The following is a 16,038-nucleotide window of genomic DNA, read 5'->3' as shown; positions in this document are numbered from 1 at the left end:
AAAACACTAAGACGAGAAAGATGCCAGGAATCCCCGGAAACCCGGGCCAATCCCGGCATCCCTCGGCTTAGCGTTTTCCTCGGCATAATCCGTGTTAAGCCGAATTCGGCTTAACAGCGACAACGGCTCCGAGTTCCTCAACGAAGGGGTCTACCGGTGGTCCGAGCACCATGCCCTGGTCCGCTCCCGCTCCCGCCCCAGGCACTCGAACGACAATCCGTGGGTCGAGCAGAAGAACGGTGACATCGTCCGGCGCAGCGCGTTCCGCTACCGGTACGACACCGCCCACGAGCTTGAGCTGCTGAACAGGCTGTGGCTGCTGGTGAACCTGCGCAAGAACCTGTTCCTGCCCACACGGAAGGCCATCGGGCACCGCCGCACCCGTTCCGGGCGCTACGTGCGCGACTACGACGCCCCGCGGACCCCGGCGCAACGGGTGACCGACACCGGAATCCTCCTGCCGCCCCAACGCGAGCACCTGGCCCGCCTCTACGACACCGTGGACGTGGCGGACCTGAGCAGGCAGATCTCCCGGATCCAGGGAGAACTCATCGGCTACGCACGGACCAAGACCCGGAGCCAGGCATCCAAGGTCGCATAGATTATCGCGAGCATGGCCCATGTTTTGGCGAGCACTTTAGATGAGGCACGGACCCTGTCTTTCGCGAGCATCTTGACATGAGGCACTGCGCCCTTCGGCCTGCGCGGAGGTTCCTTTCTGAGGCAACGTATCAACCTTCCCGGAGGTATTGACATGACGCAACAGGCCCTTCGTGTTGAATCATGAAAAGTGCTCGCGACCCTTCTATGGATCAACTCAAGAGGGCCGGCAGTTTCCTGAAGAGTTGGCGGGCGATGAATCGTTTGATGCAACGGCGGATGTCGCGAAGGGTCTTGCCTTCGACTGTCCGTCGTTCGACGTATGCGATGGTTGCGGGGTTGTGGGCCATTCGGGTGCGGGCAATCGTGTGAATGGCCTTGTTGAGCTGTCGGTCGCCGTGGCGGTTGAGCCGGTGGCGGGTCTTGTTGCCCGACGAGGCGGGGATTGGGTTCACCCCGGCCAGCGCGGCGAAGGCGGCCTCCGAATGGACTCGACCGTGGTGCGAATAGGAGACGAGAACCTGGGCCGCGGACACGGGCCCGACACCGGGCAGGTCCAGCAGGCCGGCTGCCACCAGGCCCACGACCTCCAGCCGCTGCTGGTGGTTCGCTTCCAGCTCGCCGTGGAACCGGAGGATGGCGGTGGCCAGCCGCTTGGCCTTGGCGCGGGCGATCTTGGTTGACAGGTCGTCGTCGCGGCAGGCTCGCCAGCGGCTGACCGTCAGGACCTGCCCGTCGGCGAGGGCGTTGCGGGCATCGACACCCAGGTCCATGGTCCGCAGCATGGAGTTGAGCATCAGCCGGTCGGCGGTGCCCTGGCGTTCCATGGCGGTCCGGGTGTTGAGCAGGATCCGCAGGGCCTCGCGGTTGCCCTCGGCGCGGGGGTCCAGCAGGGCCTCGACCTGTTCGCCGAGCACCGTGCGGGCTGCCGCCAGGGCATCAATGTCGTCGGACTTGCAGCGTCCCGTGCGGGAGGTCCGGCGCGGCGGCCGCACCACGCAGAGCTCCAGTTCCGTGGAGCGCAGGGCACGGGTCAGCCCGGAGCAGTAGGAGTTGGCGCCCTCGATGGACACCAGGGTCCGGCCCGGTTCGCTGCGCCGGGCGATCCACGCGATGGCCCGCTTGAGGCCCGCAGTGCTGGTGGGGAACGTGGCGGTGTCCACGAGGCCGCCGGTGGTGGCCGCCAGGATGGCGTAGGTGTTGGTGCGGGCGGGGGTGTCCACACCGACGATGTTCGTGTGTTTTTCCCGGACTGCACTCATGGCAGTGGCTTCCTTCCGAAGACGGGATGCTGGTCGGCCGGCCAAGGGTGGGATCGCGCCGTGGCAATTCTCTAACGAGTCACATCCCGCAGGGTTGCGCGGGACGGACAACCTTGTATCAGGCCACCGTGCGAGCCAGGCTGGCCCCATGGTCCAGGTGGACAAGTCGCGAGTAAGATACTGCCTCCAGACAGGTCTGAAATAAGTCGAGTCACACCCGGTCCCTGTGGGTCAAGTCTGACAGTCAGCCTCAGGCTTGCCACTATCCATTAGAGAAATGGCTGGGCTAAAGGGAAACCATCCGACGATGCACGCGCTGGTCCGGGACTTGCTCTGGGCCGAGGTCCCGGTCACCGACACCACCAACAGCACTGGTTATGGGTGGGTGGTGATCCGCAAGATTCAGCTCGTCATGCTGGTTGCCGTAATCTCTCCGGACTGGCCCAGGCTGCGCCAGTAGCGCCCGGCTGATCCGGGAACAAATCCACCAGGGTACGACCAGCGTCGAAACGGTGTTGATCCTGACTGGCTTCCCGCCCCACCTTGCCGGCCAGGGATACGTTGCGGACCTTGTGCGGGGCACTGGTCCATTGAAGACAATATCCACCGGGACAACACATCTCAGGAGGACCGCAACCAGATGCGCACCGGGCACGCACCGGGGAGCCTCGCCGCCCTGACTGACCAACGCGGCGCTCAACGCGCTGCGTGCCACAGGCTTGACAGAGATCCGGCTAGCCACCCGGGCCTTGCACGCGCAGAACAAGCCGATCCAGCAAGTCCAGGCCGTAGTCTAAATCAATTTCCAGAATGCAACGGCTCTGCTCAAGGTCCCCTTGCTGGGAACCGTGGAAGGCAAGGGCTTCGTGTTCATCGACGTCGACGACACTCAGCATTATCGAGGTCCACGGCTACCAGCAGCAGGGCACAGGTTTCGGTTACTCCGGGGCCTGCGGCCTGAACGCACTGCTGGGAATCGTCTCCTGCGCGGGGCACGCCCCTGGGAATCTTGGCCCAGCGCCTGCGCAAGGGCTCGGCGTCCTAGGCCTGCGAGCGGCCAGCTTCGTCACCGAGCCCTTGCGAACAGGACGAACGTTTGCCGCCGAGGGCCGGTTTCTTGTCCGCACCGATTCCGCCTGCTACTACTAATCCGTGGTGGCCACCGCGCTGGCCCAAGGCACTGACATGTTCGTGACGGTCCGCATGAACTCCTCCGTCAAGAAGGCCATTGCCTCGATTGCGGACGACGCGTGGGAAACCATCCAATATCCTCAAACCATCTTCGATCAGGACACCGAACGGTGGATTTCCCGGGCCGAAGTCGCGGAAGTTGACTACGCGGCCTTTGCCTCCAAGAAGGAAAGCGCCTGGACACCCAGACTGCCGATCGGGCGCCGCAGTCCCGAGCTGAATCCAATAAGGCCGCCGGGCAGGGCACCCTCTTTGGCCCCTACAGCTTCCACGGCGTATTCAGCACCATCGCCCGCAACGTGCTGGGCACAATGGACATGGACAAGACCCACCGCCAACTCGCGATCATCGAGTCCGCCAACGCCGAGCCGAAGGATTCAGCACTGTCTAACTTGCCCTTCGGGAAAATTCTACGCCAACGCGGCATGGCTCCACGCCGCTGCCATCGCCTACAATTTCACCTGGTCCGCCGAAATCCTCGACGCGGGCCGCTTCACCCGCGCGAAGAAGCGAACCCTGCGTACCAAACTCATTTACGTCCCGTCACGGATCCCCTCCATCGCCCGGAATATCACCTTGCACCTGCCACGGGTCTGGCCCGCGGCCCAGGCCTGGACATAGCACTTCACCAACGTCCAAGCACTTACGCAAGCGGCCTGAACCACCCGTCCACCCAGCCACCCCGGCGCAACCAGAAACCAACGATAGAACACCACCGGCAGCGAGGCCGGCACCCTTCCCGCGCCCCAAAACGAAACCGCCCCCGAATCCGGGAATCAGGTCCGGACCCGAAAGCGGATCGGTGGATCAAGGCTGTGGATCAAGGCTTAGGGGCGAACGCAGTCAGTGCGCTCACCCCTAAGCGGTAGCCCTACGGAACTGCGGGGATACGCGCGTCGATACCCGCGAAGAGGCCGCTCAGTGCACCGCCGAGGGCCGCGACTGTTACGATGATGGCGACCGCGATCAGCGCGACCATCAGTCCGTACTCGACGGCGGTTGCGCCCTTCTCCTCGCGGCGCAGTTTGCCGGCGACGGTCTCCATGGCGATGTAGATGTTTGCGAACAAGGTGTTCATGATGAAACTCCATTTTCTACGTCAAGAAGGTGCGAAATTCTTTCGCCCCCCAGCGAATCATTCTTGATGAGAAATTTTTGGAGGAATGAAGTGGTCCCCAAGAAAAACTAGACCCCATTAGATGCCAATTACATTTGTAATCCCCCAGGCGGTTCCCCAACCGCTGGCATCTGATTTGGAGTCTAGGAGAGTTTTTTGAACTTGTAAAGCCTTTTCTAGAATTCCTGCAGCAGCACCGTAATGCTCGACAAATACGATCAACGATTGGTTTTGGCCCGCGTCGATTTGTCCGAAGTTGGCCTCGAAGGCTCGAAGCTGATTCGTTGGATGGGTGGGGAGCGCTTCCCGAACAGGTCGGTGAGTGAATTGGTTGCATCAGGAATTCCTCACCATGCGGTGCGCCTTTGGGTCCGGGAGTCTTGGTTGCTGATCAAGTCGATATGGATGCTGCAGTTCATTGCTCTGGTCAACCCAAATCTGTTGGAGCATACTGGTGGGGCAAGCGCTCCAACGCCTGAAACGTGGAAGGTAGTGCGGTCATGGTTGGCTCGTGGCAAGCATTGGTTATTGACTGTGAAAACCCAGATACGTTGGCCAGCTTCTATGAGGAGCTGCTGGGTATGGTTCGTGTCGAGAATGACGACGGCTGGGTAGGAATCGGGGATGCGCCCGATAGGCCGGCCATCGCCTTTCAGCGGGTCGACCCGTACGTCGCGCCGGATTGGCCTGGGCATGTGCAACCGCAGCAAGCTCACATCGATGTCCGGGTCAAGGACCTCGACCTTGCCGAGGTCGAGGTCTTGTCCATGGGTGCTACCGTGACGGGTTCAGGGTCCAAGACCTACAGGGTGTACCTGGATCCGCAGAAGCATCCGTTCTGCCTTGTCAGCTGGTGATTTATATTTCACCAGGAGTCGGTTGTGAGACCTCTGCAGCAACCACGATCGTCGGTAAATGTCGTGTGCGCTATCAAGGTTGTTTGGACCCTGGACGCCACCCCGCCTGCCCATGAAACATAGTTCTTGACAGTGGTTTCGCCGATCCCCAGAACCCGTCCGGTCGGGTGCTTGGTGAGACCAGAACCGAGCTTCTTCAGGACCTGCAATTCTCGCTCGGTAAGCACAGCGCGTAGGTACATTTCCAGAACCTGTGCCGGTTGTATGGGGGAACCGTCGCTCGCTTCGATAATGCCGCCGGAGACCTGCAGTTTCTTGCAATCTCCCCACGCAGGCCGTAGGCCTTCAAACTTGAGGGACCGTCAGATTCAATTCGTCCTGACTGCCCAATTATTGGTAGTTCTCTGCCAAGATGATTTGAACGATCAGTCACCAACATGGGTTCTTGGGGTAAGACACTCATTGCGTGGCCATAAAAGAAATTGGGTGCTGGGCATGGCGGATGCCAGACAAACGCGTCGCAATGTCGCTGTTTTTCTTGACATGGAAAACCTTGTTGGAGGAACTCCAACTGGTTCCAGCGGGCTGAAATTGGGTGAGCTTGTTCTGGGCATCGAAAACCTCGTTTGGAAATCTGGAATCGGCTCATGCTCAGCGATGGTTCGAGCCTATGCGCATTGGGGAAGGCCAGTGATGGCAGGTTTTCAGCGGGAGATACTCGAGTATGGGGTCGAGCCGATCCAGATTTTCTCATTCGACAAGAACATCAAGAATGCCGCTGACATCGAATTGTGCGTCGATGTCCTCTCGGTGGCCTATGAATCGCCATGGATTGATGTGTTTGTGATCGCTACCGGGGATGGCGGGTTTGTGCCTCTTGTCCGGCGACTACATGCCATGAACAAGTACGTGATTGTGGTGTCAACGAATGCCCCGAGATCCGGTGGGGTCAATTCGCTGCTGAAGTCGGTTGCCGATGAATACCACCAAATACCGATGTCGCAGGAGTCCATGATGGACCTACGGCAGCCAGCGCATGATGACTCATCAGTAAACGCTTCGCCAGCCAAAGAGCAACCCAAAGTCGCCGAAGCTGCAATGCAGAAGCAGTGTGCGTCAAAACCAAATGCCAAGAACGTTCATTCGGCTTCCACAGTGGAGCAGACGAAGATCGACGCCGTATCAGAATTGCGCCGCGCCATTCTGGCAATCATCAAAAAGACCCCTGAACTCGTGGTTTCACATAGGGTCAATGCTGCGGCATTGGGCAGCAAGCTGCGCAGCGAGTATCCGCAGCTTAGTTACAAGGCTTGCGGGTCCAAGACCCTGAGCGATTTCTTGAAAAACCACTGTGCGCTCGGGGTTCTCAAGACGGATGCAGTCAAGGCGCCAGGCCCATCAGCGGTGTTTCCCAACCCAGCAAAGAATCCAGCGCCGACTACGTCCGAACCAGTGCGGGTTCCCACTCCAAGATTCTTTCTGGAAGCGGTCCGCAAAGAGTTCACGACCGGCACCGTAGGCCACAGAATCCGGGCAAACGGTACAGAGGGTATGAAACTCAGCGACGTCGGGACGCAGCTGAGAATCGCTATCACGGGCTTCACGTCTCCAAATGCGGGATTCCCATATCTCCATCAGGTACTGGAGCAGGCATTGGACGCCACAGAGTATCGCGTCGTCCGCTCCGAAGTGCGAAGCACGACAGTCGTGCATTCTTCGCATTAGTGAAGTAGCTGGGGCTTCGCCAATGCGCAACATCCATGGCGTACGCCTGCGCCGGGTTGTACGCTAACCACAGGGAATATTGGGCTTGGGGCCGTGGCAAACCGAATGCGGCCAATCGCATTGGTGGGGAATGATGCAGAACAAAAAGTGGCTGGCTTGGGCGCTCGCCGTCATCGTCGTGCTCGTGGGGGCTTCGATCGCCTTCAACGTCGCTGCGCGAACACCTGCGGCAACGCAAGCCGGTATACAACCGAGTCCCAGCGCGTCCAACAGCGCAGCAGGACCCACCGGTTCGGCAAGTCCGAACGTGACAGTTCCCGGCAGTGAAAGTGCCTCGGCGTCGACCTCGGCCACCGAAAAGGACCCCTCGTCCCGGCCGCCGGCATCGTCGACCAAGGCACCCGCGTCTTCTAAGGCGCCGAGTACCGCGGCTCCCGGCTCGGCGATCGAATCACCTAAGCTCGAGGTTCCGGCCAGTGCCAAGCCCAGCGCGACCACGTTGCCGAAATCCGTGAAAAAGGCCCCGGTGCTTTCCGGTACGGTTCCCAAGGAGGGGACGGCCAAGGGGAATCTCACCTCGGGATTCCCCACCAAAGCAATGCCGATCCCTGAGGGCGCGCACATCGTTGATTCGTCCGTGAGCACGCAGAAGCGCAACGTCCAGGTGGCGGTCAACTACCGCACCTCGCTGGGCGTCGAGGCTGTCCTGAAGTACTACGAGGCCCAGGCGGCCAAGCGTGGCTGGGTCGCCACCCGGGGGACCACGGCAGACGGAGCCAAGAGCATCACGCTGGGCTTCGGGGACGACAGCTTGGTTGCGACCGTCCGCACCGCGCCCACGGGTGCCACCACGGTCGCCGCATTCGGTTCCTACGTGGTCGGGAAGTAGTCGACGTGAAGTCCAAACGACAGTACCTCCTCGCTGCCGTGGTCTTGGTGGCCGTCCTGGTGGCCGCGGGCTTCGCGGTGAACTCGTTCATGGGGTTCCAGGAACGAACCCAGGAACCCGCTGTCGCGGCGCAACAGAACCCGGAGGGCATCGCCCAGATCCCGCTGGAGAACGCAGTGGTCTTCCGCGACACCCGTGCCACCGTTGACTACGGCAAGGTCGCCTGGGCGCCCCTGGACAGCCCCAACGGGGCGCGCACCGACACGGGGCTGTCCTGCGACAGGGTGTACCGCACCGGAGGGATGCTCTCATGCCTCAGTGCCCAGCGCGGCATGAACACCAGCTACGATTCGACCGTCTACAGCATCGGCGGGCACCTGCTGGCCGAGAGGGCCCTGCCCGGGGAGCCCAGCCGCACCCGGGTCTCGCCCACCGGCATGGTCGGGGTCACCGCCTTCATCACCGGCGAATCCTATGACTTCGTCGGGTTCTCCACCGAGACGGTCATTGCCGTGCCCGGAGGCACCAACTACGGAAACCTGCAGGACTTCGACATCCTTGTTGGCGGGACGAAGCTGACCGCCGAGGACCGGAACGTCTGGGGCGTGACCTTTGCCAAGGACGCCCAGACCTTCTATGCGACGGCGGCCTCGGGCAAGCAGACCTGGCTGGTGCAGGGCTCGCTGCGGGACAAGAGAATGACCGCGATCGGGGAGAACGCCGAATGCCCCTCGATCTCCCCGGATGGCAAGCTCATTGCCTACAAGAAGCGCCGGGCGGATTCCGATCCGGCGCATTGGGACATCGCGGTGCTGGACATCGCCAAGAAGACCGAGACGCTCTACCCGCTCGAATCGGGTTTTGACGACCAGCTTGAATGGCTGGATGCCGACACCCTGCTCTTTGGCCAGCCGCGGGAAGAGACGCCCGGGGATGCCGACATCTTCTCCCTGGACCTGGTTCCCGGAGCCACCCCGAAGATGTTCATTGAACATGCGTGGTCGCCCTCCATCCAGCGCTGAGGAACTGGAAGAAGGGCGACCACTGGTGTCGATGCCGCCGCAGGGCCAAAGCCCCTACGGCCGCGAGTAGATCAGGTCCACGAAGTAGTTGTTGCGCAGCGTCGTGGTGGACGTTGGCATGACGCCTCCCGAACCGTAGCGGTACCTGCCGTTGCTGGTGTTGGCCGTGACGGTTCCGTCGGTGAACTTCTTGGAGAAGAACATTGCCGTGGTGGAGACATGCCCCCGGGGTGCCAGGTAGGAGACCGTGTAGGTCCCCGCCGGCAGGGCCAGCGGCGTGGCAAAGGTGGCGCTTTGCCATCCGCGGGTGCTTTCACCCGTGAAGGTCACCGTGCCGAGCCGCTGCCCGCTGTTGTTCCAGATGCTCCCGGTGTGGGTGCCGGTGTTGGTGAGCTCCTTGAAGAACCTCACCCCGTGGGCAGTGATCGGGACCGTGGTGCTGAACCGCAGCCCGACCTCGACCGACCGGGTGTCCAACGAGTCCGACACCACTGGAAGCAACGAACCAAACAGGTTCACGGTGGTCGCGGTCGGTGACGGGCTCGGCGTTGGCGTCGGGCTCGGTGACGGCGACGGGGTTGGCGTCGGCGTTGGCGACGGCGACGGCGACGGGCTTGGGCTCGGTGTGGGCGTCGGGCTTGGCGAGACAGTGGGCGTTGGGCTTGGACTTGGCGTCGGTGTGGGTGTGGGCGAAGGCGCTGGTGTGCTCACCGTGCTGTAGACAAGGTCCACGAAGTAGTTGGTGTTGCCCCAGGTGTTGCTCGGGACGGTACCCCCTGGTCCGTAGGCGAAGAGGCCGTTGCTCCCCACGGTGCTCAGCGGGCCCACGGTGCGTGGCTGCGCAAAGTCACCGGAGGTAAAGGCGTAGCCTCCGTTGGGTGCAAGGTAGGAAATAATGAAGGTCTGGTTTGCCGTGATGCGCACCGGATTGCTGAGCACCACGGTTTGCCAGCCGGTGGAGGTCTCGTTGGTGAATGTGGCGGTCGCCAGCCGGGTTCCGGTGTCGCTCCACACCGAACCGGTGTGGACGCCGGTGTTCAGGGTTCCCTTGTAGAAACGAATGGCTGAGACATCGATGTCCTGGGACGTCTGCAGGCGCAGGCCGAGCTCCACGGATCCCGGATCCTGCGGGTCCAGCGTGGCGGGCACCTGCGTACCCAGGAACGTGGACACCGATCCGTCGGAGCTGGCCGTGTAGAAGGACCAGCTTTGGTCCGCCAGCAGCGCACCTCCGGTACTGGCAACGTTCTTCAACGAGGCGGTGTAGGCCTGGCCGTTGGACAGATCCTGGGACGGGGTGAACGTCAGGGTCTTTCCGTCACTTGAGCTGGAAACGGTGCCGGCCACGGATCCCGAAGGATTGCTCAGTGTGTATTGGTAGCCCGGCGCAACGGCCTGGCTCAGGACGGTGACGACCTTTGCCGTGACCGGAACCTCGAGTGCCCCCGGTTGTGGGGACCGCGAGATGACCGTGATGGCTTGGGCTCCGTCCGGAACGAATGCCACATCCAGCAGGTAGTCGGTGCTGGTGCTGTTGTTGGGGAAACCCGACGAGTACGTAAAGGCGCCGGCATTGGCGCTGGTGCGCAGCGGACCGAAGCTCTTGGCGTCAAGCAGCCCGTTGGGTGTCACCGAATACGTTCCGTCGGTCGTGTAGGCAACCATGTACTCTGCATTGGCAATCACGGACACCGGCGTGGAGAACGCGGCATATTGCCATCCGGAAGCACTGTTGTTGGTGAAATTCACGCTGGCCAGCAGGGTGCCGCCGGAGGAGAACAACTTGCCCGTGTGGGCTCCGAGATTCCCCGCGTCCTTGTAGAACTGGACGCCGGCGATCTTGCCGCCCTCGGTGGGCGTGAAACGCATGCCCAGGGTCAGCGGGGTGCGGTCGTCAACCAGGCCGGTCGTGGGAACCGCGGAGTCCTGGTAGAGCCCGCACGGGCAATCGCCGGCAGCGGTGTCTGCCATCACGGTGGTGAAGCTCCAGCTGGTTCCGCTGCTGACGGCATTGCCCTGGGCGTCCTGTGCGGACACCGTGGCCGTATAGCCGCTTCCCAGGGCCAGGGCGTTGGCCGGGGTGAATGTTGCCCGGCGTGCCGTCGAGTCGTAGCCGGTGGTCCCGGCCACGGAAGCGCCCGCGGCGGTCTTCAGCGAAATGTCCACGGTGCCTGGTTGCACGGCGCGCGAGAATGTCACGGCAATCGGCGTGCCGGCCGGCACGCTCCTGGCGGTGTCCAGCGGGCTCTGGTTGTAGGCGCGCAGCGGGGAGGAATCCTCCGATTCGAAGATGGCATCCACGTAGTAGTTGCCTTGTTCGAAGCTGCTGGTGGGCATGGATCCGTTGGTGTCGTAGACCCCGGCGGGATTGGCTCCAAAGCCGCCGGCCACGTGCAACGGGTCAACGCCGACCCCGGAATACGCATAGAGGTAGCTCTTGGCCGCATAGTGCCCGGTGTTCGTCGAGTAGGAAACGACGTATTCGGTTCCCGCCGTGACGGCGATGGGAGAGGAGAACCTGGCCTCCTGCCAACCGCTGGCCGTCTCGCCGGTGAAGGTCACGGTGGCCAGGCGCTGCCCGCCCAGGGACCACACCGAGCCGGTGTGCGTTCCGGTGTTGGCGGTGCTCTTGTAGAAGCGGACACCGGCAACATAGCCGTCGGTGGTCGGGGTGAAACGCAACCCGAGTTCCACCGCGGACGTATCCCCGGAGTCGGCCGTGGCCGGCGCCGTTTCCCCGAAGACGCTGTAGGGGCCGCCGACGGTCAGCGGAATGACGGTTGCGGTTGCCGGGTAGTTGGCGCTGTCATCGATGCCGCGCACCCACAGGGCCTCGCCGTCGATGCCATGCTGGATGTAGTCAAATGACCAGCTGGTGGTTCCCTGGGCTGGGTGCCAATGTGCCCCGGCGTCGGTGGAGTATTCCACCCCGGCGACCACGCCGCCCCCGGAATCGACCGCGGTGCCGGAGACGGTGTACTTCTTGCCGTTCTTTGCGCTCGCCGGCGGGGGAGTGGTGACGCTGATGCTTGGTGCGGTGGTGTCGGTCGACTTGGCTGCGGCCACCATGCCGGCCATCAGCGTGGAGGGCTGCGCCCCCATGTCGGCCAGCAGGTTGATTTGTGCCTGCTGCATGATCGGGTCCGCGGGCGCGCCGTCTCCGTCGTGTTCCGCGTCCAGCCCCCAGGTCCACTGGATTGACCCGGCCGAGAACACCAAGGCGCCGCTGGCGGCCTTGTAGAGGCTCAGGTGGTGCGTGGTGGTGCCCGGGGCCACGGTATTGCCGAAGTCCTGCAGGTACTCCGGCACGGGGCCGGTGGTGGTTGACAGGAACACCTGCCCCGCGGGCCGGTAGCCGTTGTCCGGCGCCTCATTGGACTCATAGCCGATGGTGTGCGGTGCCAGGGCACGCTTGGTGCCCGAGGCCAACGTCGTCAATGAGGTGTTTCGCCACAGCCGCGCCTTGCCTTCCTGGGCATTGACGGTGACCGGAAGGTCCCCGTTGTTCACGAAGTACAGCGACCCGGTCAGCGCGTTCTCCGGCATCGCGGCACCGGCGCTCACCGGGGCAAAGCGCGGGTCGCGGGTGGTGCCGGTCCATTGGGTGTTCGGGTCGATCTTCGCGTTGGACCAGGTCTCCTTGTAGCTGACCATGGTGCGGTAGGCAGTTCCGTCGGTGGCCGAGGCCTCGTAACGGGTGCGCCAATAGGCCTCGTTGCCCGAGAGGAATTGCAGGTTCACGCCCGCGTCGCGTGCCTTCTCGAAATTGTTCCACTGGTTCACGGACCAGTATTCGTCGTGCCCCACCGAGAGCGCGACCTTGTGGTTGGTCAGCAGGTTGCCGCGGCGGTCGGTGTCGACCCCGCTGAAGTAGCTCACGTCGTACCCGTTGCGTTCCAGGAAGCGCACCAGCGGGTATTCGTTTCCGAAGTAGAAGTCGCGGGCCTCGATCCCGCCGCGGGTGTTGAAGGGCCGGTTGTAGCTGAGCTTGTAGGCGCGCCCGTTGGCTGCGCCCTGGTAGAAGTCGGAGCCGCCATAGGTGTTGTAGGCATGCCAGGTCGGATCCGAGGTCTGGAACAGGATGTCCGAATGGCTCGAGTCGTCTCGGACAATGAAGGTGATGTGGCTCGAATCGTCACGATCCGCCCGGTGCAGCTTGGCCACATAGACCCCGGAGACCGCATCCACCGGGACGTTCCAGCCGGCCGAAACCGCCCAGTTGCCGCAGTCCACCAACTCGGTGGCCACGTCGTTGCGGCAGGCCGGCTGGTTCTGCGGCAAAGAGGCGCTCGGGGTCACCGCGGCGACCTTGCGCGCACCCAGGCCCTGGTACCAGCCGGTGCGGTAGATATCGATGGTGTAGGCGCCGGCGTTGGTGTTGATCTTGAAGTCAACCCTGGATCCGACATTGACGCTGATGTCGGTGGCAAAGCCCTGGATGCTGGCATCTCCCGCACCCTGGATGTCCCACACCGCCGGATCGGTTCCCGGCTTCGAATTCTCGCAAACAATCTTGTTGGCCCCGGGCGCGCAGGGATCTGCCGCCACCGTGCTGGGAGCCGTGAGAGTGACTGCGACCATGGCCAGTGCACTGGCCAGGGCGAGGTATCGTCGGGATTTTCGGGCTTGGGGCGGTGGGCTGCCCTTGGCGCGGGTTGGACGCGCAATGATGCGACGGATGGGCCCCAATAATCCAAATGACGATGCCATCTTCTTTACCCCAAGAATTATGCGCATGCGGGTTTCCCGCAACACGTCCCCAGTCTCACGTATCTAGCTTGAGTGTAGAAGTTCGCCGATTAAGCTAACAAGCGTAATTCATACTCGGATTCGATCCTGCACCCGCGTGTTTGAGAGAATAAGAGCATGGAACCCCTTGGTAGCAGCTCGGCCCCGGCACAGGGCAAAAAAATCACCATCAATGCCTCGACCCTCTCGTTGGCCGTCATGGTCACGATCTTCCTGGTGGCAGTCGTCTTTGCGGCCAACCAGAACGATGTCATTGGCTGGATCGTCGTGGTGATCTCGTTGGGTTGGCTGCTGCTCTCGGCATTCCTGGTCTTCGGGCTCAAGCGCGGCGCGGCCAAGGTGACCAGCCAGCTCAAGGCGGCCACCGCGGCCGCCGCGGCACGCCACCAGCCCGCCCCCGCCGCCGGACCGGTGGTCCTTGACGAGGCCACCAAGAACCGCGATTTGAAGCTGGACCACTCCTTCAAGATCATCCAGGTGCAGGTCGGCGTCGTAAACGAGTACCGCGTCCAGGGCGGAGAAGACGCCAAGGGCATGGTCGACCGCGCCCTGGAGACCATCGAGATCACGGCCTCCAATGCCCGCGACATGATGAAGCCCTCCGGACGCGGCGAGCCGATGACCGGCGAGGTCATCGACTAGTTTTTCGGTGGCGCCCGCGGCAGGGCGACACCCCCCCGGCGGTGCCGGCGACAACCCTTGAACAAATATCGATAAGGTGGATGGCGTGATACCTACCTCAGAAGAGATCTTGGCCAAGTCCGAGAACGCGCTGCGCGTCGCCTCGGTGAACGTCAACGGCATCCGTGCCGCCTACAAGCGCAACATGGCCGACTGGATCGACGCCCGCGACACTGACATCCTCTGCCTGCAGGAGGTGCGCGCGCCGGATGCGATCGTGCGCGAGCTGGTCGGCGAGGGCTGGCACATTCTGCACGCCGAGGCCAAGGACAAGGGTCGCGCCGGGGTCGCGGTGCTTTCGCGCGCCGAGCCGACCGCTGTGCGAGGGCATATCGGCGAGGAATACTTCGCCGAGTCCGGGCGCTGGGTGGAAGCGGACCTCACCATGCAGGACGGCAGCACGCTGTGCGTGGTTTCCGCCTACGTGCATTCCGGCGAGCTGGGCACCCAGAAGCAGGAAGACAAATACCGTTTCCTCGAGCGCATGAATGTGCGCCTGGTCGAGCTGAAGAGCGAGAAAGACCATGTTCTGGTGGTGGGCGATTTGAACGTCGTGCACACGGAGAAGGACATCAAGAACTGGAAGCCGAACCACAACAAACGCGCCGGTGTCATGGACGAGGAGATCGCCTACTTCGACGGCTTCTTTGGCGCCGAGATCGGCTACAAGGACGTGGCCCGGGAACTGGCCGGCCCAGACGCACAGGGCCCCTACACCTGGTGGTCCTTCCGCGGGCAGGCATTCGACAACGACGCCGGGTGGCGCATCGACTACCACATGGCCACCCCGGATCTCACGGCCAAGGCCCTCAAGTCCCACGTGGACCGCGCCTCCGCCTACGATTTGCGTTTCTCCGACCACGCACCGCTGGTCGTCGACTACCAGTTCTAAAGGACCCGCACACTCCATGAGCGAAACACTCGCCACCACCCGCCCCCGCGTCCTGTCGGGCATGCAGCCCTCGGCCGACTCCCTGCACCTGGGAAACTACCTTGGCGCCCTGGTCAACTGGGTCAAGGCCCAGGACGACTACGAGGCGTTCTTCTTCATCCCGGACATGCACGCCATCACGGTGCCGCAGGACCCGGCCGAGCTGCGCAACCGCACCCGCGTCACCGCCGCCCAGTACATCGCCGGCGGCATCGACCTCCAGAAGTCAACGCTCTTCGTCCAGTCCCAGGTCCCCGAGCACGCGCAGCTGGCCTGGGTGTTGAACTGCATCACCGGCTTCGGCGAGGCCAGCCGGATGACCCAGTTCAAGGACAAGAGCTCCAAGGGCGGCGCGGATGTTTCCTCGGTCGGCCTGTTCACCTACCCGGTCCTGATGGCCGCCGACATCCTGCTCTACCAGCCGCAGGGCGTCCCGGTGGGCGACGACCAGCGCCAGCACGTGGAGCTGGCCCGCGACCTGGCCACCCGCTTCAACCACCGCTTCGGCGAGACCTTTGTGGTTCCGGAGGCCTTCATCAAGAAGGAAGGGGCCCGCATCTACGACCTGCAGAACCCGACCGCCAAGATGTCCAAGTCGGCCTCCAGCCCCAACGGCCTGATCAACGTCCTTGACGAGCCCAAGCTGGTGGCCAAGCGGATCAAGTCCGCGGTGACCGACGCCGACACCGTCATCGCGCACGACCGCGCCAACAAGCCGGGAGTGACGAACCTTTTGGAGATCCTCTCGGCCGTGTCCGGGACCCCGGTGGCGGCCCTGGTCAACGAGTTCGAAGGCAAGATGTACGGCCACCTGAAGGTTGCAGTGGCCGACGCCGTGGTCGAGGCCCTGGCCCCGGTGCGCACCCGGACCCTCGAGCTGCTCGAGGATCCTGCGGAACTCGATTCGATCCTTGCCAAGGGTGCCTGCAAGGCCCGCGAGGTCGCCTCGAAGACCCTGGCAGATGTCTACGAGCGCGTTGGCTTCATGGCCCCCGTGGGCGGGATTCGCTAGCA

General features: G+C 62.9%; 16 protein-coding genes. 10 read left to right on the top strand and 6 right to left on the bottom strand.

What is annotated here, in order from left to right:
* The first annotated feature begins 91 nt into the window (after positions 1–91).
* Positions 92–601 carry a transposase gene (locus DQ353_RS04425; RefSeq protein WP_113761553.1) on the top strand — a complete coding sequence of 170 codons (510 nt, stop codon included), beginning with the start codon at positions 92–94 and terminating at the stop codon, positions 599–601.
* Positions 602–812: 211 nt separating this feature from the next.
* On the opposite strand, the gene DQ353_RS04420 is transcribed toward DQ353_RS04425, so the two are convergent.
* Positions 813–1,862 (bottom strand): transposase, encoded by a 1,050-nt coding sequence (locus tag DQ353_RS04420; RefSeq protein ID WP_113761552.1) that lies wholly within the window; start codon positions 1,860–1,862, stop codon positions 813–815.
* A 307-nt stretch (positions 1,863–2,169) separates the two neighbouring features.
* Here DQ353_RS04420 and DQ353_RS21550 point away from each other — a divergent pair, with 307 nt between their 5' ends.
* A complete protein-coding gene (locus DQ353_RS21550; RefSeq protein WP_220093963.1) occupies positions 2,170–2,322 on the top strand; it encodes a hypothetical protein in 153 nt (50 codons plus the stop codon).
* 274 nt (positions 2,323–2,596) lie between these two features.
* On the opposite strand, the gene DQ353_RS21545 is transcribed toward DQ353_RS21550, so the two are convergent.
* Positions 2,597–2,758, bottom strand: a complete 162-nt coding sequence (locus DQ353_RS21545) for a hypothetical protein (protein WP_181578242.1) — start codon at positions 2,756–2,758, stop codon at positions 2,597–2,599.
* Between the two features lie 289 nt (positions 2,759–3,047).
* Between DQ353_RS21545 and DQ353_RS04415 the strand changes: the two genes are divergently transcribed.
* Positions 3,048–3,674, top strand: a complete 627-nt coding sequence (locus tag DQ353_RS04415) for a transposase (RefSeq protein WP_113761551.1) — start codon at positions 3,048–3,050, stop codon at positions 3,672–3,674.
* Positions 3,675–3,924: 250 nt separating this feature from the next.
* On the opposite strand, the gene DQ353_RS04410 is transcribed toward DQ353_RS04415, so the two are convergent.
* Entirely contained in the window at positions 3,925–4,131 is a 207-nt protein-coding gene (locus DQ353_RS04410; protein WP_181578241.1) for a Flp family type IVb pilin, read from the bottom strand.
* A gap of 539 nt (positions 4,132–4,670) precedes the next feature.
* On the opposite strand from DQ353_RS04410, the gene DQ353_RS04405 reads away from it, so the two are divergent.
* A complete protein-coding gene (locus DQ353_RS04405; protein ID WP_113761550.1) occupies positions 4,671–5,027 on the top strand; it encodes a VOC family protein in 357 nt (118 codons plus the stop codon).
* 8 nt (positions 5,028–5,035) lie between these two features.
* Here DQ353_RS04405 and DQ353_RS04400 read toward each other — a convergent pair whose 3' ends face one another.
* The gene (locus tag DQ353_RS04400; RefSeq protein WP_113761549.1) at positions 5,036–5,269 is read right to left on the bottom strand and encodes a LuxR C-terminal-related transcriptional regulator; all 234 of its coding nucleotides are present in this window, start codon (positions 5,267–5,269) and stop codon (positions 5,036–5,038) included.
* A 253-nt stretch (positions 5,270–5,522) separates the two neighbouring features.
* Between DQ353_RS04400 and DQ353_RS04395 the strand changes: the two genes are divergently transcribed.
* Positions 5,523–6,752, top strand: a complete 1,230-nt coding sequence (locus DQ353_RS04395; RefSeq protein WP_181578240.1) for an NYN domain-containing protein — start codon at positions 5,523–5,525, stop codon at positions 6,750–6,752.
* A gap of 63 nt (positions 6,753–6,815) precedes the next feature.
* On the opposite strand, the gene DQ353_RS04390 is transcribed toward DQ353_RS04395, so the two are convergent.
* Positions 6,816–7,397, bottom strand: a complete 582-nt coding sequence (locus DQ353_RS04390; RefSeq protein WP_146755196.1) for a hypothetical protein — start codon at positions 7,395–7,397, stop codon at positions 6,816–6,818.
* Between DQ353_RS04390 and DQ353_RS04385 the strand changes: the two genes are divergently transcribed.
* Together DQ353_RS04385 and DQ353_RS04380 are read left to right on the top strand one after the other, a co-directional pair.
* A complete protein-coding gene (locus DQ353_RS04385; RefSeq protein ID WP_146755195.1) occupies positions 7,390–7,641 on the top strand; it encodes a hypothetical protein in 252 nt (83 codons plus the stop codon). The two genes, DQ353_RS04390 and DQ353_RS04385, sit on opposite strands and share 8 nt — an antisense overlap.
* Positions 7,642–7,646: 5 nt before the next feature.
* Positions 7,647–8,663, top strand: coding sequence for a TolB-like translocation protein (locus DQ353_RS04380; protein WP_113761545.1), 1,017 nt, complete (start codon positions 7,647–7,649; stop codon positions 8,661–8,663).
* 54 nt (positions 8,664–8,717) lie between these two features.
* On the opposite strand, the gene DQ353_RS04375 is transcribed toward DQ353_RS04380, so the two are convergent.
* On the bottom strand, positions 8,718–13,244 hold the full coding sequence (locus tag DQ353_RS04375) for a DUF4082 domain-containing protein (protein ID WP_181578239.1): 4,527 nt from the start codon (positions 13,242–13,244) through the stop codon (positions 8,718–8,720).
* Between the two features lie 285 nt (positions 13,245–13,529).
* Here DQ353_RS04375 and DQ353_RS04370 point away from each other — a divergent pair, with 285 nt between their 5' ends.
* The 3 genes from DQ353_RS04370 to trpS all read left to right on the top strand — a co-directional run bounded on the left by DQ353_RS04370 (position 13,530) and on the right by trpS (position 16,036).
* Positions 13,530–14,054: a hypothetical protein gene (locus DQ353_RS04370; protein WP_113761543.1), complete on the top strand. Its 525-nt coding sequence runs from the start codon at positions 13,530–13,532 to the stop codon at positions 14,052–14,054.
* An 85-nt stretch (positions 14,055–14,139) separates the two neighbouring features.
* Positions 14,140–14,985 (top strand): exodeoxyribonuclease III, encoded by an 846-nt coding sequence (locus DQ353_RS04365; protein WP_181578238.1) that lies wholly within the window; start codon positions 14,140–14,142, stop codon positions 14,983–14,985.
* A 16-nt stretch (positions 14,986–15,001) separates the two neighbouring features.
* Positions 15,002–16,036: a tryptophan--tRNA ligase gene (gene trpS / locus DQ353_RS04360; RefSeq protein WP_113761541.1), complete on the top strand. Its 1,035-nt coding sequence runs from the start codon at positions 15,002–15,004 to the stop codon at positions 16,034–16,036.
* Positions 16,037–16,038 lie beyond the last annotated feature (2 nt).

This window comes from Arthrobacter sp. AQ5-05 (assembly GCF_003287975.1).
Classification (GTDB): domain Bacteria; phylum Actinomycetota; class Actinomycetes; order Actinomycetales; family Micrococcaceae; genus Paeniglutamicibacter.
The sequence above is the reverse complement of the archived record's forward strand: the minus strand, read 5'-3'. Positions and strand labels throughout refer to the sequence as shown.

What these genes read in the sequence shown, in the direction of transcription:
- DQ353_RS04420 (WP_113761552.1), bottom strand. Translation starts at nt 1,862, where the DNA reads ATGAGTGCAGTCCGGGAAAAACACACGAACATCGTCGGTGTGGACACC.
- DQ353_RS21550 (WP_220093963.1), top strand. Translation starts at nt 2,170, where the DNA reads ATGCACGCGCTGGTCCGGGACTTGCTCTGGGCCGAGGTCCCGGTCACC.
- DQ353_RS21545 (WP_181578242.1), bottom strand. Translation starts at nt 2,758, where the DNA reads ATGCTGAGTGTCGTCGACGTCGATGAACACGAAGCCCTTGCCTTCCAC.
- DQ353_RS04415 (WP_113761551.1), top strand. Translation starts at nt 3,048, where the DNA reads ATGTTCGTGACGGTCCGCATGAACTCCTCCGTCAAGAAGGCCATTGCC.
- DQ353_RS04410 (WP_181578241.1), bottom strand. Translation starts at nt 4,131, where the DNA reads ATGAACACCTTGTTCGCAAACATCTACATCGCCATGGAGACCGTCGCC.
- DQ353_RS04405 (WP_113761550.1), top strand. Translation starts at nt 4,671, where the DNA reads ATGGTTGGCTCGTGGCAAGCATTGGTTATTGACTGTGAAAACCCAGAT.
- DQ353_RS04400 (WP_113761549.1), bottom strand. Translation starts at nt 5,269, where the DNA reads ATGTACCTACGCGCTGTGCTTACCGAGCGAGAATTGCAGGTCCTGAAG.
- DQ353_RS04395 (WP_181578240.1), top strand. Translation starts at nt 5,523, where the DNA reads ATGGCGGATGCCAGACAAACGCGTCGCAATGTCGCTGTTTTTCTTGAC.
- DQ353_RS04375 (WP_181578239.1), bottom strand. Translation starts at nt 13,244, where the DNA reads ATGGTCGCAGTCACTCTCACGGCTCCCAGCACGGTGGCGGCAGATCCC.
- DQ353_RS04370 (WP_113761543.1), top strand. Translation starts at nt 13,530, where the DNA reads ATGGAACCCCTTGGTAGCAGCTCGGCCCCGGCACAGGGCAAAAAAATC.
- trpS (WP_113761541.1), top strand. Translation starts at nt 15,002, where the DNA reads ATGAGCGAAACACTCGCCACCACCCGCCCCCGCGTCCTGTCGGGCATG.